Annotated in this window: 19 protein-coding genes; 10 read left to right on the top strand and 9 right to left on the bottom strand. The window is 58.0% G+C overall.

What is annotated here, in order from left to right; genetic code table 11:
* The first annotated feature begins 188 nt into the window (after positions 1–188).
* The 5 genes from BLR44_RS21965 to BLR44_RS21945 all read left to right on the top strand — a co-directional run bounded on the left by BLR44_RS21965 (position 189) and on the right by BLR44_RS21945 (position 7,185).
* On the top strand, positions 189–1,430 hold the full coding sequence (locus BLR44_RS21965) for a glycoside hydrolase family 88/105 protein (protein ID WP_245706140.1): 1,242 nt from the start codon (positions 189–191) through the stop codon (positions 1,428–1,430).
* Between the two features lie 17 nt (positions 1,431–1,447).
* Entirely contained in the window at positions 1,448–2,563 is a 1,116-nt protein-coding gene (locus BLR44_RS21960) for a sialidase family protein (RefSeq protein ID WP_089686184.1), read from the top strand.
* An 8-nt stretch (positions 2,564–2,571) separates the two neighbouring features.
* Positions 2,572–3,504, top strand: coding sequence for a sugar phosphate isomerase/epimerase family protein (locus BLR44_RS21955; RefSeq protein WP_245706139.1), 933 nt, complete (start codon positions 2,572–2,574; stop codon positions 3,502–3,504).
* 12 nt (positions 3,505–3,516) lie between these two features.
* The gene (locus tag BLR44_RS21950) at positions 3,517–4,182 is read left to right on the top strand and encodes a DUF3826 domain-containing protein (protein ID WP_089686182.1); all 666 of its coding nucleotides are present in this window, start codon (positions 3,517–3,519) and stop codon (positions 4,180–4,182) included.
* Between the two features lie 237 nt (positions 4,183–4,419).
* A complete protein-coding gene (locus tag BLR44_RS21945) occupies positions 4,420–7,185 on the top strand; it encodes a family 78 glycoside hydrolase catalytic domain (protein WP_089686180.1) in 2,766 nt (921 codons plus the stop codon).
* Between the two features lie 423 nt (positions 7,186–7,608).
* On the opposite strand, the gene BLR44_RS21940 is transcribed toward BLR44_RS21945, so the two are convergent.
* Positions 7,609–8,088: an acyl-CoA thioesterase gene (locus BLR44_RS21940; protein WP_089686178.1), complete on the bottom strand. Its 480-nt coding sequence runs from the start codon at positions 8,086–8,088 to the stop codon at positions 7,609–7,611.
* Between the two features lie 136 nt (positions 8,089–8,224).
* Positions 8,225–8,770, bottom strand: coding sequence for a DUF4168 domain-containing protein (locus BLR44_RS21935; protein WP_089686176.1), 546 nt, complete (start codon positions 8,768–8,770; stop codon positions 8,225–8,227).
* Positions 8,771–8,955: 185 nt separating this feature from the next.
* Between BLR44_RS21935 and BLR44_RS21930 the strand changes: the two genes are divergently transcribed.
* From BLR44_RS21930 to BLR44_RS21920, 3 genes are all read left to right on the top strand, one after another.
* Positions 8,956–9,531 carry a hypothetical protein gene (locus tag BLR44_RS21930; protein WP_245706138.1) on the top strand — a complete coding sequence of 192 codons (576 nt, stop codon included), beginning with the start codon at positions 8,956–8,958 and terminating at the stop codon, positions 9,529–9,531.
* Positions 9,532–9,641: 110 nt separating this feature from the next.
* On the top strand, positions 9,642–10,295 hold the full coding sequence (locus BLR44_RS21925; protein ID WP_143017414.1) for a hypothetical protein: 654 nt from the start codon (positions 9,642–9,644) through the stop codon (positions 10,293–10,295).
* Between the two features lie 196 nt (positions 10,296–10,491).
* Positions 10,492–11,820: a DEAD/DEAH box helicase gene (locus BLR44_RS21920; RefSeq protein WP_089686172.1), complete on the top strand. Its 1,329-nt coding sequence runs from the start codon at positions 10,492–10,494 to the stop codon at positions 11,818–11,820.
* Between the two features lie 71 nt (positions 11,821–11,891).
* On the opposite strand, the gene BLR44_RS21915 is transcribed toward BLR44_RS21920, so the two are convergent.
* Complete coding sequence (locus tag BLR44_RS21915; RefSeq protein ID WP_089686170.1) at positions 11,892–12,932, bottom strand: MBL fold metallo-hydrolase; 1,041 nt, start codon at positions 12,930–12,932, stop codon at positions 11,892–11,894.
* Between the two features lie 117 nt (positions 12,933–13,049).
* Between BLR44_RS21915 and BLR44_RS21910 the strand changes: the two genes are divergently transcribed.
* Positions 13,050–13,565 carry a 2'-5' RNA ligase family protein gene (locus BLR44_RS21910; protein ID WP_089686168.1) on the top strand — a complete coding sequence of 172 codons (516 nt, stop codon included), beginning with the start codon at positions 13,050–13,052 and terminating at the stop codon, positions 13,563–13,565.
* 3 nt (positions 13,566–13,568) lie between these two features.
* Here BLR44_RS21910 and BLR44_RS21905 read toward each other — a convergent pair whose 3' ends face one another.
* The 6 genes from BLR44_RS21905 to BLR44_RS21880 all read right to left on the bottom strand — a co-directional run bounded on the left by BLR44_RS21905 (position 13,569) and on the right by BLR44_RS21880 (position 17,838).
* Positions 13,569–14,570 carry a hypothetical protein gene (locus tag BLR44_RS21905; protein ID WP_089686166.1) on the bottom strand — a complete coding sequence of 334 codons (1,002 nt, stop codon included), beginning with the start codon at positions 14,568–14,570 and terminating at the stop codon, positions 13,569–13,571.
* 19 nt (positions 14,571–14,589) lie between these two features.
* Positions 14,590–15,357 (bottom strand): hypothetical protein, encoded by a 768-nt coding sequence (locus tag BLR44_RS21900; RefSeq protein WP_089686165.1) that lies wholly within the window; start codon positions 15,355–15,357, stop codon positions 14,590–14,592.
* Complete coding sequence (locus tag BLR44_RS21895) at positions 15,347–15,889, bottom strand: RNA polymerase sigma factor (protein WP_089686163.1); 543 nt, start codon at positions 15,887–15,889, stop codon at positions 15,347–15,349. The genes BLR44_RS21900 and BLR44_RS21895 overlap by 11 nt, the downstream gene beginning before the upstream one ends.
* Positions 15,890–16,198: 309 nt before the next feature.
* Entirely contained in the window at positions 16,199–16,660 is a 462-nt protein-coding gene (locus BLR44_RS21890) for a DUF2452 domain-containing protein (RefSeq protein ID WP_089686161.1), read from the bottom strand.
* A gap of 120 nt (positions 16,661–16,780) precedes the next feature.
* The gene (locus BLR44_RS21885; protein ID WP_218127148.1) at positions 16,781–17,179 is read right to left on the bottom strand and encodes a DUF4240 domain-containing protein; all 399 of its coding nucleotides are present in this window, start codon (positions 17,177–17,179) and stop codon (positions 16,781–16,783) included.
* Positions 17,180–17,316: 137 nt separating this feature from the next.
* Complete coding sequence (locus tag BLR44_RS21880; RefSeq protein WP_089686157.1) at positions 17,317–17,838, bottom strand: GbsR/MarR family transcriptional regulator; 522 nt, start codon at positions 17,836–17,838, stop codon at positions 17,317–17,319.
* 193 nt (positions 17,839–18,031) lie between these two features.
* On the opposite strand from BLR44_RS21880, the gene BLR44_RS21875 reads away from it, so the two are divergent.
* The gene (locus BLR44_RS21875) at positions 18,032–23,017 is read left to right on the top strand and encodes a translocation/assembly module TamB domain-containing protein (RefSeq protein ID WP_089686155.1); all 4,986 of its coding nucleotides are present in this window, start codon (positions 18,032–18,034) and stop codon (positions 23,015–23,017) included.
* The last annotated feature ends 54 nt before the right edge of the window (positions 23,018–23,071 follow it).

Below are 23,071 nucleotides of genomic sequence, written 5' to 3'. Positions count from 1 at the left end.
CAGCAACGAGAAATCCGCTTGGTGCGAACAGAGATCCTGGCCGGACGACAATGCCCCCGTTCTGTTCTTGACAAAACTCCCCTGCAAAGGGTATAATCTCCTTTCGCGCCTTACTACCAAAACGGAGGCAGTATGTCCGATCCGGAACGGGTTCTCTACCCATGAACCGGAACCAATTCTATTTCAAGATGACGCTAAAACCCTTTCTTCTTACCCTTTCCCTCAGCGCTACGGCGTGGTTGTGCAGTTGCGAAACCGCGAAAAAAGAGACGGCCGATCAGGAACAGGCGCAGGCCGTGACCGACGACGCACCCTGGTCGGTGCAGATGGCCCACTCCGAAATGGAACGCTTTCCTGAAGCCTGGATGCTCGATTTCTCGTCGCGGCCCAACTGGGGCTACACGCAGGGGCTGGTCGGCACAGCGATGCTCGACCTGTGGGAGGAAACCGGCGACGAGACGTACTTCAACTACGTGAAGGCCTACGCCGACACGATGATCTCGGACGACGGCACGCTGTTGCACTACAAGCGCGAGGATTACAACATCGACAAGATCAACGCCGGGAAAATTCTCTTCCGCCTGTATGAAGAGACGGGCGACGAGCGCTACAAAGCGGTGCTCGACACACTGCGCGACCAGATGCGCGAACACCCGCGGACGTCGGAAGGGGGCTTCTGGCACAAGAAACGCTACCCGCATCAGATGTGGCTCGACGGCCTCTACATGGGGTCGCCGTTCCTGGCGCAGTACGCCGCCGCGTTTGACGAACCCGCCCTATTCGACGACGTGGTGAACCAGATCCGCCTCGTCGATCAGCACATGTACGACCCGGAAACGGGCCTCTATTTCCACGGCTGGGACGAAAGCAGGGAACAGGAATGGGCCGATAAGGAAACCGGCCTTTCGCCGAACTTCTGGGGCCGGAGCATCGGCTGGTTTGCGATGTCGCTCGTGGACGTGATGGACTACTTGCCCGAAGATCATCCCGGCCGGCCGAAGGTGGAAGAAGTCATCCGAAAAGTGGCCGAGGGCATCAAAAAGTACCAGGACGATTCGACCGGCCTCTGGTACCAGGTGGTGGACCAGGGCGGCCGCGAAGGGAACTACCTCGAAGCGACGGCCAGCAGCATGTACGCTTACTTTCTCTACAAGGCGGTGCGCGAAGGCTACCTCGACGATTCGTACCTGGCGGTGGCCGACCAAGGCTATGACGGCCTGACGGAAGAACTGATTCGGGAAGATCCGGACGGGACCATTTCGCTGACGCAGTGCTGCGCGGTGGCCGGGCTGGGGGGCGATCCCTACCGGAGCGGGAGCTACGAATACTACGTCGGGGAGACGATTCGCGACAACGATCCGAAAGGAACGGGGCCGTTCATCATGGCGAGTCTGGAGCGCGAGCGCCTCGATCGCCAGCGCAATTCATAAGCTAGACAACAGACAATATGCGAACGATAAAGTGGGTGGCCCTGGCCGCCCTGTGGTGTGTGGGCATGCAACGGGCGGGGGCGCAGGATGTGCCGTACAAGCAAGGCATTCTGGTCGACGAGTTCATCTACGAGACGGCGCCTTTTCCGTCGTGCCACTCCGCGACGATTGCCGAAACGAACGACGGACTGGTGGCCGCCTGGTTCGGTGGGACGAAAGAACGGAACCCTGACGTCGGCATCTGGGTGAGTCGCAAACCCACCGGCGGCGATCAATGGACCGTGCCCGTCGAAGTCGCCAACGGCGTGCAGGCCGACGGGAGCCCGCGCCTGCCTTCGTGGAATCCGGTGCTCTACCAGGTGCCCGACGGTGAGCTGCAACTTTATTACAAAATCGGTCCGAAGCCGTCCGACTGGGAAGGATTCGTACGGACCTCGGACGACGGTGGGGTGACGTGGTCGGAACAAAAGGCGCTGCCCGAAGGATTCTACGGACCGGTAAAAAACAAGCCGGTGTTGTTGGAAAACGGCGACCTGATTGCCCCGTCGAGCACCGAAGGCGACGGCTGGAAAGTCCATTTTGAGGTGACGCCCGACTTCGGGAAGACCTGGAAAAAGATCGGGCCAATCAACAAGAAGGAAGACTACGATGCCATTCAGCCCGCCATCCTGAACCACGGCAACGGCACATTGCAACTCCTGGCGCGGAGCCGCCACCGTGCCGTTCTGGACGCGTGGTCGGACGACTACGGCAAAACGTGGTCGCCGCTGGAGAAGACCTCGCTGCCCAACAACAACTCGGGGCTGGACGCCGTGACGCTGCAAGACGGACGGCATCTGCTGGTCTACAACCACGTGCTGCCGCCCGGCGACAAAATCAAAGGACCCCGGACGCCCCTCCACCTGTCCGTCTCGGAAGACGGCAAAAAGTGGTACGCCGCGCTGATTCTGGAAGATTCGCCCATTAGTCAGTACTCATATCCGTCCATCATCCAGACTTCCGACGGCATGGTTCATGTCGTCTACACCTGGCGGCGCGAGCGCATCAAGCACGTCAAAATCGATCCGTCGCAACTGAAACTGGTCGAGATCAAAGACGAAACCTGGCCGACGGCCTCTTCCAAATCCGAGTAAGCTCTTTTGTGAAACCACTTTCCCCAACCCTCAACCGACGCCGTTTTCTGGGCAAGACTTCCCTACTGGTGGGTGGCGTACTGTCCCTGCCGCTGTGGGCCTGTTCGTCCAGCCGGAAAATGGCCGAGGCAGACGACGATCGCTACAAAATCGCCGTGTGTGACTGGATGATCCTGAAACGCCAGAAGCTGAGCGCCTTCGAACGTACGAAAGAGATCGGAGCCGACGGACTGGAAGTCGACATGGGCGGATTGGGCAGCCGCGAAACGTTCGACAGCAAACTGAGCGATCCGGCGGTGCGGCAGGAGTTTCTCGACAAAGCGCGGGAACTGAAGCTGGAAATTTCGTCCATCGCGATGTCGGGCTTTTACGCTCAATCGTTCGCCGAACGGCCGACAGTCTACCGCATGGTGCAGGACACGATCGACACGATGACGGCCATGCAGGTGAAGGTGGCGTTTCTGCCGTTGGGCGTGCAGGGCGATCTGGTGCAACATCCCGAACTGCGCCCCGCCATTGTGGAACGACTCAAGGACGTCGGGAAGCGGGCAGAAGACGCGGGTGTGATCGTCGGCATCGAAACCGCACTCGACGCGGCGGGGGAAGTCGCGTTGCTCGACGACATCGGCTCACCGGCCATTCAGAGTTACTTCAACTTCGCCAACGCCTTGCAAAACGGCCGCGACCTGCACCAGGAACTGCGGACATTGGGCAAAGACCGCATCTGCCAGATCCACTGTTCTAATCAGGATGGGGTGTGGCTGGAAAACGACCCACAAGTCGATATGCCGAAAGTCAAGCAAACGCTGGATGACATGGGCTGGCGCGGCTGGCTCGTCATCGAACGGTCGCGCGACGCCAATAATACCCGCGACGTGGTGGGGAACTACGGGGCCAACGCCGCCTACCTGAAATCCGTCTTTCAATCTTCCGAATCATAAACGATATATGCTATGAAAAAATACACGCTGTTGCTGGCCCTGTTGCTGGCCGTTACCCAGGTTTTCGCGCAGCAAGCCGATCCCGAATACGTCAAAGTCACGAACGAACGTGCGCAGAAAATCGTCGACCAGATGGACATCGACGATCCGGCCAAAGCGCGCCGTGTCCGCGACCTGATCGCCCAGCAATACCGCGACCTGAACCGCATCGACGAGGGGCTGGATGCCGAAAAAGAACTAGCCAAAACGCAGGCCGGGAACGAACCCGCCGCCCTCGAAGCCCGCAAGCAAGCGCTGGAAGCCAAGGCGAAACAGGAAACCGCACAACTGCACAAGAAATACATCGCCAATCTGTCGAAAGAGTTGACGCCCGAACAGGTCGATCAGGTGAAGGACGGCATGACGTATAACGTGGTGCCGAAAACCTACGCGGCGTTTCTCGATATGATTCCCGACCTGACCGAAGCGCAAAAGAAGATGATCATGGACAACCTGGTGGAAGCCCGCGAACACGCGATGGACGCCGGCTCGTCGAACGAAAAGCACGCCTGGTTCGGAAAGTACAAAGGTCGGATCAACAACAACCTCTCAAAAGATGGTTATGACCTGAACAAAGAAAGCGAAGCCTGGCACAAACGCCTGGAAGCCCGCGAAGCCGCGAAGAAGGAAAATAGGTAGTTGGTAGATGGTATTTAGTACAAGGATTTCCTCTACAAAGAACGTGCAGGAGTGACGTCGGACCGCTCGAAGGTATCTGGCAAAGGCGGTCCGTCGGCTAGCGAGGGAATCAAACGCCCGCCAGGCGGCCCTGCGGCGGGCCACTCCGTCGCTACATCGCACCACAAGCTCATCCGCATAAACTTCTTAACCTTCAACCTTTTAACTTTCTAACCAATATCCTAACCAACAAACCCCATGCTGCGCCTTTTCTTGCCCTTGTTACTCGTGTGGAACGTCGTTGATGCGCAGGCGCAGACCTTGCAGGTACAGCGGCTGCGGTGCGAGTACAAGGAAAATCCGCTGGGCATCGATACGCCGAAGCCCCGACTAAGCTGGGAGCTGACGTCGACCGTGCGGGGCGTCAAGCAGCAGGCGTGCCGGATCATCGTGGCGAGTAGCCCCGAGGCACTGGCGCGGAACATGGGCGATATCTGGGATACGGGAAAACAGTTCATCAAAACCCCCATTCAGGTCCAAGTCGACGGGGTGCCGCTGCAACCGGCCAGCACCTACTATTGGAAGGTGAAGGTCTGGGACAACGCCAGTCACGTCACCGACTGGAGCGAGCCCGCTACCTGGCAGATGGGCCTGATGCAGGAACGAGACTGGCAAGGCGCGCAGTGGATCGGCTACGAGGCGCTGCCCGACTCGAACCGGATTGTGCCGGCGGCGCACGGCAAGGGGAAGAAAGCCTGGGGCAAGGGCGAGGTGGTGCTGCCGCTCTTGCGAAAAGAATTTGCGGTGAGCAAACCGGTGGAAAAAGCCACGATGTTCATCTCCGGCTTGGGCCACTTCGAACTGAGCATGAATGGGCAGAAGGTGGGCGACCATTTTCTTGATCCGGGCTGGACCGATTACGACGAACACGCCTTGTACGTCACCTTCGACGTGACGGAGGCATTGCAGGAAGGCGACAACGCGTTGGGCGTCATGCTCGGCACCGGCTTCTACTACATTCCGCGCGAGCGCTACCGCAAACTGACCGGCGCGTTCGGTTATCCGAAGATGATCTGTCGGCTGCAACTGGAGTATGCCGACGGCTCGACCGAAAGCGTGATCTCCGATCCGTCGTGGAAAACCGCACCCGGCCCGACGACCTTCAGCAGCATTTACAGTGGCGAAGATTACGACGCTACGCAAGAGCAACCCGGCTGGGACACCCCCGGCTTCGACGACGCGGCGTGGAAACATGCGTTGACCGTCGACGGACCACCCCGCCTCGAAGCCCAACGGGCCGATCCGCTGAAAATCATGGAACGTTTCGAGGCCAAAACCCTTACCGAACCGACCCCCGGCACGTGGGTCTACGACTTCGGACAGAATATGTCGGGCATTCCGCAACTGACCGTTCGGGGCAACCGGGGAGACACGATCCGGATGATTCCGGCCGAACTCCTGACCCAAGAGGGACTGGCCAACCAGAAAGCAACGGGCAGTCCGTCGTACTTTACCTATATCCTGAAAGGCGACGGCGAAGAGACCTGGCAGCCGCGGTTCACCTACTACGGTTTCCGCTATATGCAGGTGGAAGGCGGCGTGCCGCAGGGGAACCTCAAGCCTGACGATCGTCCGGTACTGGTGAACGTGCGGGCGCTGCACACGCGCAACGCCGCCGAGCGGGTGGGGGAATTTACGTCGTCCAACGAATTGTTCAACCGGACCGACCAACTCATCGATTGGGCGATCAAAAGCAACATGGTGAGCGTCTTCACCGACTGTCCGCACCGCGAAAAGCTGGGCTGGCTGGAAGAAGCGCACCTGATGGGCAGTTCCGTCCGCTACAACTACGACATCGCCAACCTCTGCCGGAAAGAGATCGAAGACATGAAAATGGCCCAGACCGACGCGGGACTGGTGCCGGAAATCGTGCCCGAATACGTGCAGTTCGAAGATCCGTTCCGCGATTCGCCAGAGTGGGGGAGTAGCGCCGTCATTCTACCGTGGTACCTCTACCAGTGGTACGGCGACGAGCGCGTGCTGGAAGAAAGCTACCCGATGATGCAACAATACGTCGACTACCTGGCGACCAAAGCGGAGGGGAACATCTTAACCCACGGCCTCGGCGACTGGTACGACCTGGGACCGGAGCGCCCGGGCTTTTCGCAACTCACGCCGATGGGCGTCACCGCCACCGCGATGTATTATTATGACCTGACGATCATGAGCCAGATCGCGAAGCGGCTGAAAAAAGAAACCGACGCAACGAAGTATGCTCAATGCGCCGCCGACGTGAAACAAGCCTTCAACCGAAAATTCTTTCATCCTAAGACGGGGCAATACGCCACGGGCAGCCAGACCGCTAACGCCATCGCGCTGTACGTCGGGCTGGTGGAACCAAACAATCAACCGCGCGTGCTGAACAATTTGGTGCGCGACATCCGCAAACGAAACAATGCCCTGACGGCGGGCGACGTGGGCTATCGCTATGTGGTGCAGACGCTCGACGCAGCGGGCCGCTCCGACGTGATTTTCGACATGAACAGCCGCGACGACGTGCCGGGCTACGGCTACCAACTGGCGCACGGTGCGACGGCCCTCACCGAATCGTGGCAGGCGCTGCCGGTGGTATCCAACAACCACTTCATGCTCGGTCACCTGATGGAATGGTTTTACGAAGGGCTGGGGGGCATCCGCCGCGATACGTCGGAGGTGGCCTTCAAAAAGATCGTGATCCGTCCCGAACCCGTCGGCGATGTAACGTCGGCCCGCGCCCAGTACCGTTCACCTTACGGCCTGATCGTCAGCGACTGGAAAAAAGAAGGCAAGCGCTTTACCCTGCACGTTGAAATCCCGGTTTCCTCCACCGCAACGGTCTATTTGCCCACCGCCAGTAAATCCGCTACGATCACCGAAGGCGGTAAGCCCCTCAGCGCTTACGAAGAGATCGAATTGCTCTCCACGGAAAACGGGAAGACACGGATCGCCATCGGCTCTGGCAGCTACGACTTTGTGGTGGAGTAAAGATTGCAGATTTGAAAATTGCAGATTACAAATTGGCAGCTTGCAGATTCGTAGCGTGTCTGCTCATTCGTATTGTCGATAGTGCTATTGCTTTAGTAGGAGAGACTGCTAATGCCAAGTGATTTTTTAGGCTTCGTCTTTCGCTACTTTTTGCCTTCTCCATCTGCCACCAACCGTGTCCCTTATCGCTTCTTCTCCATAGTCAAGGTCGAAAACTTCATTCAGGGTGTGATCTCTCAAAATCAGTCTTTCGAGGGCTTTTGGTCTTGTTCAAACCCAACGCCCAGTCGCTCTTGGATTGGCTTCAGCTTATAGCCGGGCCACGCTGGCCTGGCCCGAAATAGTGTGGATGAATCACTACGCATCCAACATGATTCTGGTGCCAGCCCATCTGAAACTTGCAATCTGCCCTTTGCAATTTTCTCACTCCACGCGGTGTTCCCGCATTTCCTCCTCGATGCTTTTGCGGAGGTTCATCAGCTTCTGCGCGTACGTCTGCAGGGACTGGTCTTCTTCTGATTTGGGTTCCCAGCGGTTGACGGGCACCGGTTTGCCGTCGCGGTCGATGCCGACGAAGATGATCACGCAGTGCGTGGTCTTTTTCATGTGCGGATCTTTCGGGTCGCCCGCCCGCACGTCGACGGCGATGTGCATGCTGGTGGTGCCGGTGTAGATCAGCTTGGCCTGGACTTCGACCAGATCGCCGATGTGGACGGGGTGGTAAAAGCGGATGCCGCCGACGTAGACCGTGACGCAGTAGCGGCCACTCCAGCCGACGGCACAGGCGTAGCCCGCCTGGTCAATCCATTTCATTACCGTGCCGCCGTGCACCTTGCCGCCGAAGTTGATTTCGGTCGGTTCGGCCAGAAAGCGGAGGGTCATTTCGCGTTGGGCGTTTTCCATGACTTCGTTTCAGGTTCGGAATCGACGTCAAGTTAGGGAACCGAGCGCAATTGATGCTCTGCATCCGGAGCGAGCAGCACGAAAAAAGCCTCGCCGGGATCCGACGAGGCTCTGTCTAATAAAATCAGGTAGTTCGTTAGTCTTTCTGCGGTTCCGGCGCTTGCTCCATCAGCATGGCGTCGATGCGCTGACGCAACTGGTCGTTTTCCTGGTAGGCCATCATGATTTGCTGAAAACGTTCCGGGGCCATGCCGCCGGCCTGAATGGCCTGAATCATGCTTTCGGTCGTCTCCTGGCGAATCTGCATGATCTGTTGCCCGGCTTTGTTGAACGCGGCCAGTTCGTCGACCGTCGGGGCGCTAGAGGTGTCGACCTCCGCCTGGGCGGCTTCTTCCTGCGCGTTTAAGTTCTGTTGCTGATACTCCGCAATTTCGTTAAAGCGATCGATGTCCAGGTTTTCGCCTTCGATGGCCGCGATGGATTGCTCCTGTGCGTTCATTTCGAGGTCGTTGACGCTGAGGGCCACTTTCGTAAACTGTTGCAACTCTTCGTCTGAATAGTCGTTGGTTTGGGGCTGCGTCTGCGTAGGCGCGGGCTGAACTTGCGCCTGAGCCACCTGATATGATCCGAATAACACGGCTCCTGCCACAAACAGGCGACGTGTCCAAGTTGTTGTAATCATGAGTGTAAATTCGATTCGTGTCGTCCTGCTAGGCAGGATATGCTAACGTTGTACGAAGCGGCCCCGGTGGGGTTGGTAACTTATGTGCAGAATGCCATAAGTTCTTCGGATTGTGTCGATTGGGCTGTAGTTTTGCCGATTTCCATCGCTACCGGGACTCGCGGTTCGGACAGACCTTCCGACAGATGTCCCATTCTACCCGCATCACCATGCCCAAATTGTCGAAAGATCTTCAGGAAGCCATTTGCGCCATGCCCACGCACGAAAAAGATAAGCTGCTGTTGCGGCTGGTGGCGCGCGATCAGAAGCTGGTCGATCAGTTGCAGTTCGAATTGCTGGAGTCGGAAGAAAGTCTGGAAGACCGGAAAGACAAAATTGGGCGGGCCATTTACCGGCTGGCTCACGACAAGCATTACAGCCCCGGGTGGCTGATGATGGACATGCGCAGCGTCAATGCGATGATTACCTACCATACCAAAATCACGAAAGACAAACACGGCGAAATTGAGCTGACCCTTCGGATGCTGAACGAGGTCTATGCGCACCAGATGCATCACTTGCGGAAGGCGACGTCGCGTACCCGGACCATTTCGGCCTATCTGGTAAAACGCACACAATTCGTGTTGCAGCGGCTCAGCAAGCTGCACGAAGACTATTACATCGAGTTTGAAGACGACGTGAACCAACTGTTACAGCACCTGCACACCACGGCCCCCGCCCAGGAAGCACAAGACGCAGGCATCCCGAAACAATGGCCTTAAGAAGAAGATCTTCAGCGATTTAGAGTTTTTGTTAACATTTGCGTAACTTAAGCGTAATATTAGGTTAACGTATTTTGATTGCTCACTTTTTGCTCAAACTCAACTTAGCCATGCTATTTCGTTCGATTGTACACGGCGTTTTCACCGTACTTCTTCTCTTCTTCGCGTACCTGTTGGTGGCCCACCGGGCGTGGTACCTGCAGTTGCTGGCAGACGACCAGCCGATTGAGTGGATTACGGCCGTTACGTTGTTCGTGACGGCGCTTCTGGCCCTGACGGTAACGTATCGCCCCATTCGCCGCCGGTTTTTCTATGCAGCCTTTGCGGCCGTGATGGTCGTGGCCGCGGTAGAAGAAATTGACTGGGGACAGCATTTCGTCAGCGCGTCCGAATCGACCGCGACGTTGAGTGCCCCGGCCGACGAGCATTGGGTATCGGGAACGCCCCTCCTGTCGCTGGTCAAAACGCGGCCGGTCGTGACGGTGGTGCTGTTTCTCTACGGCATTTTGCTGCCGTTTCTGTACCGGAACCGCAAGCTGAAAAAATACCGGCAGGTGCTGCGGCTGGTCAAGTTTCCCCCCGCTTTTCTGTACCCGTGGTTTCTGGTGGCTACGCTTTGCATGTTGAATCTGCCCACAGGGCGCGAGGCCGAGTTAGGACAACTCTTTTTTGCGCTTAGTCTGCTGGTCTTCATGCTGATTCGGGTGTGGCATCAGGCCCGCAAGACCGTAGCCGAGCAGGCGCTGCTGTCTGAACGCGCCTGAGTTTTTCGGTCTCGTGGCTGTGAACAACGCCGGAACGCAGACGAGAAAAATGTTTTTATGGAAAAACGCTGAACTTTGCGCAAGTTCGTGCTGTTTTCAACCGGCCTGTACTTCCCGGCAGGCCTTTTTTCACATTAACCTTATGTCGATCGGATGACCGGGAGCCGCTGTGGCGCGCATCCTTTCCTGAGTTTTTATGTCATTCGCATCATTAGGGCTCATCGAGCCCATCCTACAGGCGCTCACTACCGAGGGGTACTCGGCGCCCACGCCGATTCAGGCCCAGGCCATTCCGCACGTACTGGAACACAAAGACCTGTTGGGGACGGCGCAGACCGGCACCGGTAAAACCGCTGCTTTCGCCATCCCGATCCTGCAACTGCTGGCTAGCCAGCCTACGCCCAAGAAAGGCCGCAGGACCATCAAGTCGTTGATCCTGACGCCTACCCGTGAACTGGCAATTCAGATTGGCGAAAGCTTCGAAGCGTACGGCCGGCATACCTCCGTGCGGCACACCGTCATTTTCGGTGGTGTTTCCCAACACAGCCAGGTACAGGCGTTGCGTTCCGGAGCCGACGTGCTGATTGCTACACCGGGGCGTTTACTCGACCTGATCAACCAGGGGTTTGTTGACCTGCAACAGTTGCAGATTTTCGTGCTCGACGAAGCCGACCGCATGCTCGACATGGGCTTTATCCACGACGTGAAGCGGGTCATCACCAAGCTGCCACAAAAACGGCAGTCGTTGTTCTTCTCGGCTACGATGCCTCCCGACGTTGCCAAACTGGCGGGCACGATTCTGCGCGACCCGGCCCGCGTGTCGGTAACACCCGTTTCGTCGACGGCCGAGACGGTCCAACAGGCGGTATACTTCGTATCCAAGCAGGAAAAGCGCAAGCTGCTGACGCATGTCTTACAGGACGACGACATCGAAACGGCGCTGGTGTTTACCCGCACCAAGCACGGGGCCGATCGCGTCGCCAAAGATTTGAAAAAAGCTGGCATTACTGCCGAAGCCATTCACGGCAACAAGTCGCAGAACGCGCGGCAACGGGCGTTGAGCAACTTTAAATCCCGGCAGACACGTGTGTTGGTGGCGACCGATATCGCAGCGCGCGGCATCGACGTCGACGATCTGTCGCACGTCATCAACTTTGAGCTGCCCAACGTTCCCGAAACCTACGTGCACCGCATCGGTCGTACGGGTCGGGCCGGGGCCAGCGGCATCGCTTTTTCATTCTGTGATCATGAAGAGAAACCGTACCTGCGCGACATCAAACGGCTGATCGGGCAGAGCATTCCGGTCATCGACGATCATCCTTACCCGCTGGGTAACGAGGTGCCCGTCGAAGTAGAACAACCGCAGCCCTCGGCGCGCTCGGGGCGTGGGCGTCGTCCGCAACGGCCGTCGCGCGAGTCCAAACCAGCCGCTCCGAAGCAATCGGCAGTGATGCAGACCGCTTCCGGAGACAACGGCGCCGCCAAGAGTAAAAAGAAGCGTTGGTTCCGCCGCCCGAAGAAATAAACCCAAGCCGTAAGGCTCGAACTAAAAAGGCCCCGTTCTTTCGAAGAGCGGGGCCTTTTTGATGGGATAGGTTAGCGGGGCAAGAAGCGCCTCCACCAGTCGGGCCGTGCAGGACCGTACTGCGGAGAGATCCATTCGCCTGGCGCGGGCGTCAGTAGCACCTCGGTGGGAGCAATCGCTTCCAACCGTTCGATCGGCTCGTACCAACTGTGCATCGCCAACTGAAACGTTCCCCAGTGAATCGGGATCATCTGCCGGGCGCGTACCATCTGAAACGCCTCGTATCCTTCTTCGGGGTCCAGGTGAATGTCGTGCCAGGCTTCGTCGTAAGCTCCAATCGGGATAAGCGCCCATTCGAACGGTCCGCACCGCTCCCCGATTTCCTGAAAGCCGGGGAAGATGCCGGAGTCGCCCCCGTAGTAGAGTCGGCAGTCGCCGAAGTCGAGTGACCACGAGCACCACAGCGTGTTATCGCGCGAAAAAAGCCGTCCCGAAAAATGGCGCGCCGGCGCAGCGGTCAGGGTAAGACCTTCGGTCTGAAACGTATCCCACCAGTCCAGTTCGGCGATCTTTTCGTGCGGCACTCCCCAGGCGCGCAGCGAAGCCCCCACCCCCAGCGGCACTACAAAACGCTTCACCCGGGGATGAAGGCGAGACAAGGTCGGGTAGTCGAAGTGATCGTAATGATCGTGCGAGAGAATGACCATTTCCAGGTCGGGCAACCGTTCCGGATGAATCGGCGACGGAAAGAACCGTTTGGGGCCGAGCCAGCGAAACGGAGACGCGCGCTCGGAAAGCACCGGATCGGTCAGGTAATACTTGCCCTGCCGATGAATCAGCACCGACGCGTGGCCTAGCCAGTTGACGTGAAAGGCCGCGCCGTCCTGCAGACGTTCTTGTCCGGTTTCGCCAAACAGGTAATCGGCGTTGGGCGATTTTACGGCCCCGTTTTGCAGTTGCCGCTTGATGACGTTGGGAATCTGGACCGGTTGCAGCGAGGAAGTCGGTACGGGGTTCACAAACCGCTTTCCGTTGTATTGCGGCGAGAAAGCCACTTCTTCGGGGCGCGGCTCCCGGCCGAAAAAGGGAAAAAGATGCTGGAGTAAGGGCATAGCGTGTTGGGTAGGCTGCCGAGCGGGCGGCAGCGGTGAGGCGCAAAAGTAAGGGGCAGCGCGGTGATCCGATGGCCCCTTCCGAAAACAATGGCGAGGTCGACTTGTTTCGTAAGCATGACTCCCGTTGATGCTCCGCTGGTCCTAACGTTGGCCCTCGACAAACCGTCCTTTCAATTTTTTAACCGGCTCCGACAAGCACATTTTCCGGCCGAACGCAACTTTCTGGAAGCGCACCTGTCGCTGTTCCATCACCTGCCCGGCACCGAAGCGCCGTGTATTGCCGACCATCTGGCGCAGGTGTGTCGTGCGCAACCCCCTCTTACGTTGCCGGTCACCGAAGTAAAAATGATCGGCAAAGGCGTGGCCTACGTGGTGAAAAACAAGGCTCTGGTGGCGTGGCGGGAGCAATTGGCGCACCACTGGCAGGCGTGGCTGACACCGCAGGATCGGCAGAAACTGTGGCCGCACATCACCGTGCAGAACAAAGTGACGCCCGCCGAAGCCCGTGCGTTGCAGCAGCAACTGGCTCAGGATTTCGCTCCGTTCCAGGCGCAGGGGACGGGCGTGTGCCTGTGGGCCTACCGCAACGGCCCGTGGGAATGGCTACACGATTTCGGCTTCGAAGGATAGCGCTTAAGGATGGATGCCGATGCCGAAGCGAATGCCCGGAAAAACGGTTTTGAAATTGTCGGTGATGATCAATTCCGGGTAGACCCGGTAATTCTTTTCCACGCCGCCCAGCCAGCCGAAAAGCTTGATGGTGTTATCACCGAAATAATCGCCTTTGTTCCGCACCAGGTAGCCCGCCCCTAACCCCACGATGGACTGCGGGAAGCGCCGGGCGTACGCCACCGACACAAACGTGTTGACATCCATCTTGTAGTTCCCTTCGGGTTGCCGGGCAAAGAAGTAGTGTAGCGACGGGCTTACGGCGAAATAGTGGGCACTGGGCTGCGCCTTTTTCGAAAACCGGAAGGCAAAGTTGAGCGCCAGGTCGGGCACCAGCTTGTCGCGTACGACGCCCACCCCGGCACCGCCCGTAATCTCCAGTTGGTCCGTATGCTTGAAGTGGGTCTGCACCGGTTCGGCCGCGTCGGGGTTGTACGTAACGGTTTGCTGAAAGCGTGGATGCGCTTTGGCCACCACTTCGCGAAGCCGGGCATCCGGATCGGCCGCGATCACGTCGGCCAGTCGGGTGACAGACGGCAGCGTGAGGCGCGCAGGACCGGCCCCGCCGACCGGAAAATACACCGTGTCGGCCTGGCGTTGCTGTGCCGCCAGTGTACCGCGGGCATCGTACCGCACTTCATACCCCGCCTCGGTCGTGTTCTGCACCGTGAGCTGGCGACCCTCTGTCCCGTGCACATAGCGGACCACCGTCACGCGGTGGGGATCGACCAGCGAATCTTGTACGGGCGCGAGGTCTTGCTCAAGGCGTTGCAACAGTGCGTTAAGGCTTTCGATGGCGTCGAGTTTCCCCGCATTGGGAACGGCCAGTTGGAGCTGCGCGCGGTCGGGCAGGTGGATGAGAATGGTATCCGGATACGTTTGAGCCGTTGCCGTTCCGGCAAGGCAGAGTAGGGTCAGGCAGCTTCCGGCCCAGGCGCCGAACAGCCGTGCATACAAGGTGTTCATAAGAAGAAATAGTGAGTTTTTAACGGTTGAGGCGTGCCACGTACGAGGCGTTGCCGGATGGTTCAGGTTCGGGTGAAGAACGTCGGCCTACGTGTAGCCGGAGTCCTCGCTTTTTCGGTTTCGCGTCTGGGGCCGACAGCACCAGCGTAGCGATGGGTTCTTTAGTGTTTTCGTACCGAACGGTGACCTGTGTAGGATACTCCTTCGGCGTTTGGGGCAATGGCGGCTTCGCCGTCGTGGGTAGCGGCGAAACATCTGATTGTTCTGATGGCGTTGTTGCAGCTAGTCGGGACGCTGTATCGACGGGAACCGGTAGCACCCCCGGGGCAGGTACGGCGATTGGTGTCGTTCCCGTGGGGACCGTAGCCGACTGAGAGCGTTGCCGGGTGCTTTCGTGTGCCAGGCGCGGCGCAGCGGCTGGCGGCGCAGGCGAAACTGGCGTGGCCGCGGTGTTCTTTTCTTGTTCTTGTGGCATGGTGCGGACGGTCGCTTGCTGTGGGGGTGAGGCAGGGGCCGTGGCCTGGCGTTGGGCTGTTTCCAGCGCTTGCTTCAGTGCCGCAATCTGACGCTGCTGCCGGACGTAGACGGTGCTCACGCCCGTCAAGGTCAGCAACAGCAGGAACACCGCGGCGGCCCAACGATACCACCGTCGGGCAGGGCGGGGCGGAGCCGCGGCAGCCAGCCGTGCCCACGTGCGGTCGGGAGTCCAGGTAGCTTGCGGCGGCGGTGTCGCGTCGAGCTGGCGGAGCCGGTCCCGAAAAAACCGTTCTAGTTCGTCAGAGTGCATGGGTAATGCCGTGTTTTTGTAAAAGTTGTCGCAGCAGGGCTTTCGCTTTGCTAAGTTGCGATTTCGAGGTGCCTTCCTGAATGCCCAGCAGCGTAGCGATTTCTGCGTGGCTGTAGCCTTCCAGCACGTACAGGTTGAAGACCGTCCGGTAGCCCACGGGCAGTTGCCGCACCAAGTTGTACAACTCTTCCGCCTCCAGCGTCGACGTGGCAGGCACCGCAATCAGCAGCGCTTCGCTTTCGGACTCCAGCAGTTCGGGAAAGTTGGTTTGGCGGCGCAGGGCCATCAGGGCTTCGTTGACCATGATCCGTCGGACCCAGTTTTCGAGGCTGTGCGGTCCCCGGTGTTCGAACCGATCCAGGTAGCGAAATACCTTTTCGAACCCGGCCAGCAGCGCATCCTCCGCCTCCACTTCGCTTTTCAGGTAGCGGAAACACAGCCGGAACATGGGCGTCGCGAAGCGGTCGTAGAGCTTACGTTGTGCTTTCGGGTTGCCGTTCCGGCACTGGGCAATGAGGGATTCGTCGGTCAAGGCTCCGCATCAGGGTTCTAATAGTAGAAATGCAACGAAACGGCCGGGCGTTGCCTGAAGGGTGGAAAAAAATATAAAAAGGTTGAAGGGTAGGGTCTGTAGGCGGACAAGTTCAGCGGACGGAGGCACTTGTGTGGCGCTTTGGTGCCTGCCTGAACGCTACGTTTCTCAGGCATTTGCTTTTAGACGTACCCCTTTTGCTACACGCGGTAAAGGAGAAATAGTACGTCTATTTTTTGGGAGTCCGGGACGCGCACTCTGAAGCCAAGAGAATCGCTCTCGTCGCTCGCGATGAAGAAAGGTTAGGAATCAGGCGTCGGGCGATTCTTCCTCGAAACGGACTTCCCAGGTGTGGTCGGCCAGGAGGGTGGCTTCGGCCACAAAACGGCGGAACGGGAAACTCCGGCCCCACTCGTGCGGCGCGACCATCGACAGCACGTCGGTGCCGTTTTTTCGCTCGTAAAAATAGTACGTGTTGCCGATCACCGGCTCAAAGCTCATGTCCGACACGTAAATGCGTTCTGAAACCTCGACGCGCTGTTTGAGCGCCTTGGCCTGGAGCGCCAGCGTCTGCATCTGTTCGTAGAGCTGGCGCAGTTGCCGGTCGGTTTGCTGGTGCATGGCCGCCACGGCGCGTCCTTTCAGTTTGCCTTTGTCTTCAGGACGTATGACCGCACTGCCTACCGTGTGGGCGTAGGGCAACAGGCCGGGATTTTCGGCCATTTTATCAGGATCGATCTCGAAGAATTCTGGTTCGTCGTCAGCATGCATGGGAAAAACGTTTTCAAAAGGAGCCCGCCGGCCGTTCGCTCGGACAAGACACCGGGCGACGCTGCGGCCTCGCTAGGGTAACAACGCAGGCAGGAAACTGTTCACAGAAGCGCCCGCGGCTTACTCTTCTTCGTCGCTGATCCCCTCTTGCGCCTGGTAGATCGCCGAAAAAATGAGGCCGCTGGGAATGTCCCACGCCACGAGCGTATTCTGAAATTCCAGCAACAAATCGGGCTGCTGCACGATGTCGTAAAAGCGTTCCCGGCCGAGCGACACCAGCCAGTCTTTAAAATCCATGATCGTTTCCTCGTCTTTCACGTCCGTGAGGGTTTGCACGAGGCGGATCAGATCGGGTTGGTCGGCGCGGGCGCGTACGTCCCAGAAAATCTCCTCGAACGCTTCCAGTTCGTCGTCGTCCAGGTCGCGCAGGGTACGGGCCAGTGCGCGGCCGTGCTCCTCGGCGCTTTTCGTGTCCGTACGGCTTTCTTCAATGATCTCCCAGAATTGTGCTTCGTCCATGGGTGGAGGTGTGATGTTGTGAAGTGGCGAATGCATGAAAAAGGAAAATGAGCGGACTTATGAGATGGCTTTAGGCCGGAAGTGTGCTGACGGTTGGGCAATGCTGATTTGCCCTCTGCCATGCAACGCACAACTCCCTACTTGATCAGCATTTTCATCAGCTTGCCGTAGAACCAGTGCTCGTCCCGACGGATCATCATCTCCAGCATCTGGTCGGCTTTTTGGGTGAAGTCCGACAGGGCGTGGACCATCTTGGTAAACTCTTCGGCCTCAGCTTCCGACTCGCCGGCCGAGCGCTCAAGCGGCGCGGCCCGCAGTTCGTCCAGGGCGCCGACCACCGGTGCCAGTTCGCGCCGCCGCCGCTCTTTCATGATCTGTAACATTACACGGTAGGTATCTTTTTCGGCCGAGTAAAAGTCGCGGCGATCTCCGGCAATGATCTCTTTTCTGACCAGCCCCCAGTCGACCAGCGCCCGGATGTTCATGTTGGCGTTGCCCCGCGAAATTTGTAGTTCCTCCATAATTTCGTCGCCGCAGAGCGGGCGCGGCGAAATGAGCAGGAGGGCGTGGATTTGCGCCATGGTCCGGTTGATTCCCCAGGTCGACCCTAACGTCCCCCAGGTCTGGACAAACTTCTGCTTCCCTTCTTCATAGGTCATGCCCAAAGGTATTTCCTTCTGCGGTATTTTCTAAATAATGGGTATCTTCCCTGAAAATATGGTAGAGAATACCCCACGTCGGGCATTCTCGTGTACCGAAATCTATTTTTCTGCGTATAGATACCTGATGCGCTGTGGTCGCTTTTTAAGTCCCCTGCCTGACCGGAGCCGTTGAAGATTTTGCTTGAATGATATGAGTGAGAATACAGAAGAGAGGGCTCCGGAACCGAAGCGCCACAGCCTGGCCTGGCGGATCGGGAAAATAGCCTTAAAATCAGTGCTATACCTGCTGCTTTTTGTGATCGGGTTAGTCCTGTTGGTGTGGGTGGCGTTGCAGATTCCGGCCGTGCAGCAATTCGCGGTCAACAAAGTCACCACCACGTTACAGAAGCAACTCGGCACCGAAGTGCGGATCGGGAAAGTCGACATCGACTTTTTCAAGACCGTCGTGCTGGAAGATATTTACCTGGAAGATCAGCAGCGCGATACCTTGCTCTACGCCGGTCACCTGGGCGTCGACATCGGCGTGTTTGCCCTGGGCCAACAGACCATCAACGTCAACCAGGTAGAACTGGAGCGCGCGTACGTGAACCTTTACCGCGAGCCCGGCCAGGAAAAATTCAACTACGAGTTTGTGATGGAGGCGTTTGCCTCATCCGATACAACGGTGAAAGACACCACCGCGTCGGCCTGGAAATTCGACCTGGAGGGCGTGGCCCTGAACCAGGTGCGTTTCGATTTTCGGGATGTGCCGGGGGGCAACGATCTGCAAACGTACCTGAACCATTTTGAAGTCGATCTGTCGACGCTAGGCCTGGACGAGCCGGTGTTGCACCCGGTTATCGACCTGATCGAGATCGAAGGACTGAATGTCGCCTTCAAACAGTCGGCCGTGGACACCAACATTGTGGTGGCGGTGCAGGCAAACCCGGCGACCGATTCGGTGCGGAACGATACGATGAAGACCTTCCTGGACGGCTTTGCCCTCACGCTCAATAAGTTTACGATCAGCAATACCAACCTGAGCTACGACATTACCGACAGTGCGCGTGTCGCCGAAGGGCTGGACTACAATCACCTTGCGGTGGGCAATCTGGCCCTGGAAATCAACGACGTAGAATTGGGCGATTCGGCCGTGCAGGCCTCGCTTGATCAGTTTGCGTTCACGGAAAAGAACAGCGGATTCCGGCTCAACAACGTGGCCTTGGCTGCGCGCGGCGAATTTCCGCGCGTAGAAGCGACGCTGAAGGAATTCCGCACGCCGAACTCGGCCCTGACCCACGACCTGACCATTGCCCTGGCCGATTTCCGCAACGAAGAACAACTGATGCAGACGCTGGTGGCGCAGGCTCAGTGGCAGGAAGATTACTTCGGCATGCAGGATGCGCTCTACTTTGCGCCCGATCTGGACACGTTCCAGGCCCTGCAAAACCGGAAACTCTACCTGAATGGGAACCTGGACATCCGGGACGGCAACCTCTCCCTGAAAAACGGAAACTTTCACCTCGACGACGCGCTGGTTTTGAACCTGGCTGCCGAGGCCGAGGCGTATTACGATCCGCTGCGGGCAAAATTCGACCTGCAGGTCGATCCTGTGCGCACCGACTTGACGTTTATCCGGGCGTTTTTGGCGCCGGGGACGCTGCCGCCTGCCATGCAAAATCTGGGCGAGGTGCAGCTGTTCCTGGATGCACAAGGCTACGCGCGCGATTTGCAAGGCAACATGCGCGTCGTGACCAACCGGGGGAATCTTTCGTCTGATTTTCAGGCGAAGATGAACGACGATTTTACGTCGCAGCAGATCCAGGCAACGTTGCGGACCGAAAGCCTTTCGCTGGCGCAATTTCTGGGTGACAGCAGCGGCCTGGGTCGCCTGACCATGCGGGCCGATGTCAACGTAGACAATAGCCCCAGTGCGCTGGCCGTGCGCGACAGCCGTGTGCACATCGATCTGGTGGAATACAACGACTATGCGTACCACGACCTGAATTTGGCCGGAAGCTTCGTGAACAACGTGGCCGACGCGCGCATTGAAACGAACGACACCAACCTGCGGATGAACCTGACGGCGCGCGCTGAGCTGACGGGCGATACACTGATTGTGGCGAGTGGCGTGATCGATACTGTCGACCTGTATGCGCTGAATCTTTATGCCGATACCCTGGCGCTCAGCACGCGCCTCGACACCGTACGTGTGCAGGGACTCAATCCGAATACCCTGGAAGCGCTGATCGCGATTCGCGAGTTGCGGATGCAGAAGGATTTGCAGCGGCTTTCTAATGATTCCCTCATTGTGCAGGCGAGTACCAGCGCCGACAGTGGGCGGGTCATTTCGCTAAATACCGACTTTATGCGAGCCACCGCGAGTGGTAATTTCGCGGTTGAAGAGCTGCCCGCCGCGATGGAACAGATCATCGCGCAATACGTGTCACGCTTCCGTTCTCCGGACGCCGTTCCCCCGGCCACCCCGCAAACTTTGGCCCTCGACGTCGACATTCGGCCCAATCCGTCGTTGATTCAGGCATTTGTGCCGGGACTGGAGCTACCCAATCCGTTGAGTCTGTACGCCAGCTTGTCTTCCGTCAACAACCAGGTGGAACTGGACATCAACGCCCGGAAAATCGTGTTCAGCGGCACCGAGATCGATTCGTTGCAACTGAGTGCCGAGACACAAGATGACCAGATTCAGTTGATCAGCCGGATCAACCAGATTGTGATGGGCACCACGAACGTGCCAGGCGTGCGCATGAACGTCGATTTGACGGAAGATAACTTCGACTTCAACCTGAAAATCGCGGGCGATAGTGCGCCTTCGCGCCTGGGACTGGAAGGAAGGCTGGCGATTCTGGAAGATACGTTCCGGGTTAACCTGAACGAGACGCAACTCTTTTTGGAGGGGAACGAATGGATTCTGACCGACAACGCCACCATCGCCTACGCACCGGAGTACCTCCTGATTCGTGATTTTGGCTTGAGCAACGAAGAGCAGGCCCTGGAAGTCTCGACCCAACTCAACGAGGCGGGTACCAACGTGCTTAACGTCGACTTGCGGGAAATCAGCATTGGCGACATCGCCACGCTACTTGACCAGGAGGCCCTGGGATTGGCGGGGCGCATCAACGGGAATGCCCTGGTGGTCGATCCGTTTGCGCTGGAGCGGGTGCAGGCCGACATCGGCATCGAAGGATTGATGCTGGACAGCACCGACATGGGCATGATGCAGTTGCAGGCCTCTAAAAGCAACACGGAAGACATTTTGACGGCCTCGCTCAACGTGGAAGGGCCGCAGCACCAGTTGCAGGCTTCGGGAACTTATAATGTGGCGCAGGAAGAAAACAACTTGGATTTCGACATCGACATGTCGCGCTTCCGGCTCGACCAGTTCCAGCCGTTGCTGGCGTCTTCGCTGAAGCAAATCAAAGGCAACCTGACGGCCGACCTGAAAGTAACGGGCAGCCCGTCGGCACCGAACATTGTGGGCGAGTTGGGGTTTGGCGACAGCACGGTTATCTACCCGGTGGCTACCGGTGTTCCGTACCAGTTCAGCAACCAGCGTGTGCGTTTTACGGGCAACGCCCTGAACATGAATAACTTCCAGATGGGCGACAGCGAAGGCAACAAACTGACGCTGGCGGGCAACATCGGGTTTGCCGACCTGACCAACCCATCGCTGAATCTGAAAGTCAACACCAACAAGTTCAAATTCCTGAATTCGACGCAATACGAGGGGCTGGAGTCATTTTACGGACGGCTCTATGCCCTGGTCGATTTGTCGGTGACCGGAACGGTTGCCGATATGCTGGCGAAGGGGCGTTTCCGGACGTTGGACGAATCGAGCGTTTCGATGCGACTCGATGCCGGAACGTCGGGCGACGTGCAACCCGCCTCCTACATCGTATTCCACGATACGCAGTCGGACACGGTAATCGCCGGGAATGCCACACCCGAGGCTGACTCGCTCCAGGCGGCGCTCAACACCATGGCCCTGACCGGTTTCCAGCTCGATGCGGACGTGGAACTGACGCCCGGTACGCAACTCAACATCTACATCGACGAAGAAAACAAAGTAGAGGCGGTCGGCTCAGCGATCCTGAGTGTGGACATGACCAAACAGGGGGACATCATCATCTCGGGGACTTACGAAATCGAGAAGGGATACTACGCCATGAACTTGTTGGGGGTCATCAACAAAGAGTTTGCGATCCGCAAGGGGAGTACCATTCAACTGAACGGCGGACCGACTGATGCCACTGTAAACCTGACCGCCGTGTACGAATCCGAAGCGGTGCTCTACGGCCTGGCCGACCAGGGATTGGTGACCGGCAATGCGGCAGCGGCAGCGAAGCAAAAACAGCCGGTCAACGTGCTGTTGCGCATCCAGGGCGAAATGCTCTCGCCCACCATCGGGTTCGAGATCGAACTACCTGAGGAGACGCAGCGCGCGGTGGGCGATGCCCTGACCCAACGGGTAGCGCAAATCAACCAGAACGAAAATCAGTTGTTCCGGCAGGTGTTCGGACTGGTGGTGCTCAATCAGGTGATTCCTGACAATGGTTACCAAAGCAGCAGCACAACGGCGCAGTCGGTGAACGAAAAAGTAGACGAAACGGTGAGCCAGGTTCTGACGACGCAGTTAAGCAACCTGACCGAAGAGTATCTGGGTGGGGTGCAGGTGTCGGTCGACGTCGGATCGAAGCAAAACGCCGAAGGCACGTACGGCACCGGCCTGGACGACCGCCAGGTGGGCGTCAATCTGTCGAAGCAATTGTTTGACGACCGCCTTAAAGTGACGGTCGGTAGTAACGTAGACCTGGGAGGGAACTCCGCGAGCGATCGTGTTCCGAACGGGGGTAACCAGAACGTCACCAACGTGATCGGGGACATTGTGGTGGAATACCAACTGCTGGCTGATGGCCTGTTGAACGTGAAGTTTTTCCGCCGGACCAACCAGAACCGTACGCAGTTCCAGGCCACCAACAGCCCGGAAGTGATCGGGGCATCGCTGGCCAACACCATCCAATTCGAGAGTTTACGCAAGTTGCTGGGCATCCGCCGTCCGGAATACCGCCTGAAGGAAGAGGAAGAAGAGGACGATGAGGCGTTGAAAGACGAGCCCGTCAGTATGGAAGAAAACACACCTCCGGCCAACGCGCCCCTTACCGACGGCGAACGGCCTTAACTACGAATTACAGCAAAGCTTTTTGAAACGGGTAGAGCTTCTACCCGTTTTTTA

It is taken from the genome of Catalinimonas alkaloidigena, assembly GCF_900100765.1.
GTDB lineage: Bacteria > Bacteroidota > Bacteroidia > Cytophagales > Flexibacteraceae > Mooreia > Mooreia alkaloidigena.
Note: the sequence above shows the minus strand (reverse complement) of the source record. Positions and strands in the feature narration are given on the sequence as shown.

Excerpts from the sequence above, each read along its gene's own strand:
- BLR44_RS21965 (WP_245706140.1), top strand. The coding sequence starts at position 189 with ATGACGCTAAAACCCTTTCTTCTTACCCTTTCCCTCAGCGCTACGGCG.
- BLR44_RS21960 (WP_089686184.1), top strand. The coding sequence starts at position 1,448 with ATGCGAACGATAAAGTGGGTGGCCCTGGCCGCCCTGTGGTGTGTGGGC.
- BLR44_RS21950 (WP_089686182.1), top strand. The coding sequence starts at position 3,517 with ATGAAAAAATACACGCTGTTGCTGGCCCTGTTGCTGGCCGTTACCCAG.
- BLR44_RS21945 (WP_089686180.1), top strand. The coding sequence starts at position 4,420 with ATGCTGCGCCTTTTCTTGCCCTTGTTACTCGTGTGGAACGTCGTTGAT.
- BLR44_RS21940 (WP_089686178.1), bottom strand. The coding sequence starts at position 8,088 with ATGGAAAACGCCCAACGCGAAATGACCCTCCGCTTTCTGGCCGAACCG.
- BLR44_RS21935 (WP_089686176.1), bottom strand. The coding sequence starts at position 8,770 with ATGATTACAACAACTTGGACACGTCGCCTGTTTGTGGCAGGAGCCGTG.
- BLR44_RS21930 (WP_245706138.1), top strand. The coding sequence starts at position 8,956 with ATGTCCCATTCTACCCGCATCACCATGCCCAAATTGTCGAAAGATCTT.
- BLR44_RS21925 (WP_143017414.1), top strand. The coding sequence starts at position 9,642 with ATGCTATTTCGTTCGATTGTACACGGCGTTTTCACCGTACTTCTTCTC.
- BLR44_RS21920 (WP_089686172.1), top strand. The coding sequence starts at position 10,492 with ATGTCATTCGCATCATTAGGGCTCATCGAGCCCATCCTACAGGCGCTC.
- BLR44_RS21915 (WP_089686170.1), bottom strand. The coding sequence starts at position 12,932 with ATGCCCTTACTCCAGCATCTTTTTCCCTTTTTCGGCCGGGAGCCGCGC.
- BLR44_RS21910 (WP_089686168.1), top strand. The coding sequence starts at position 13,050 with ATGACTCCCGTTGATGCTCCGCTGGTCCTAACGTTGGCCCTCGACAAA.
- BLR44_RS21905 (WP_089686166.1), bottom strand. The coding sequence starts at position 14,570 with ATGAACACCTTGTATGCACGGCTGTTCGGCGCCTGGGCCGGAAGCTGC.
- BLR44_RS21900 (WP_089686165.1), bottom strand. The coding sequence starts at position 15,357 with ATGCACTCTGACGAACTAGAACGGTTTTTTCGGGACCGGCTCCGCCAG.
- BLR44_RS21890 (WP_089686161.1), bottom strand. The coding sequence starts at position 16,660 with ATGCATGCTGACGACGAACCAGAATTCTTCGAGATCGATCCTGATAAA.
- BLR44_RS21885 (WP_218127148.1), bottom strand. The coding sequence starts at position 17,179 with ATGGACGAAGCACAATTCTGGGAGATCATTGAAGAAAGCCGTACGGAC.
- BLR44_RS21880 (WP_089686157.1), bottom strand. The coding sequence starts at position 17,838 with ATGACCTATGAAGAAGGGAAGCAGAAGTTTGTCCAGACCTGGGGGACG.
- BLR44_RS21875 (WP_089686155.1), top strand. The coding sequence starts at position 18,032 with ATGAGTGAGAATACAGAAGAGAGGGCTCCGGAACCGAAGCGCCACAGC.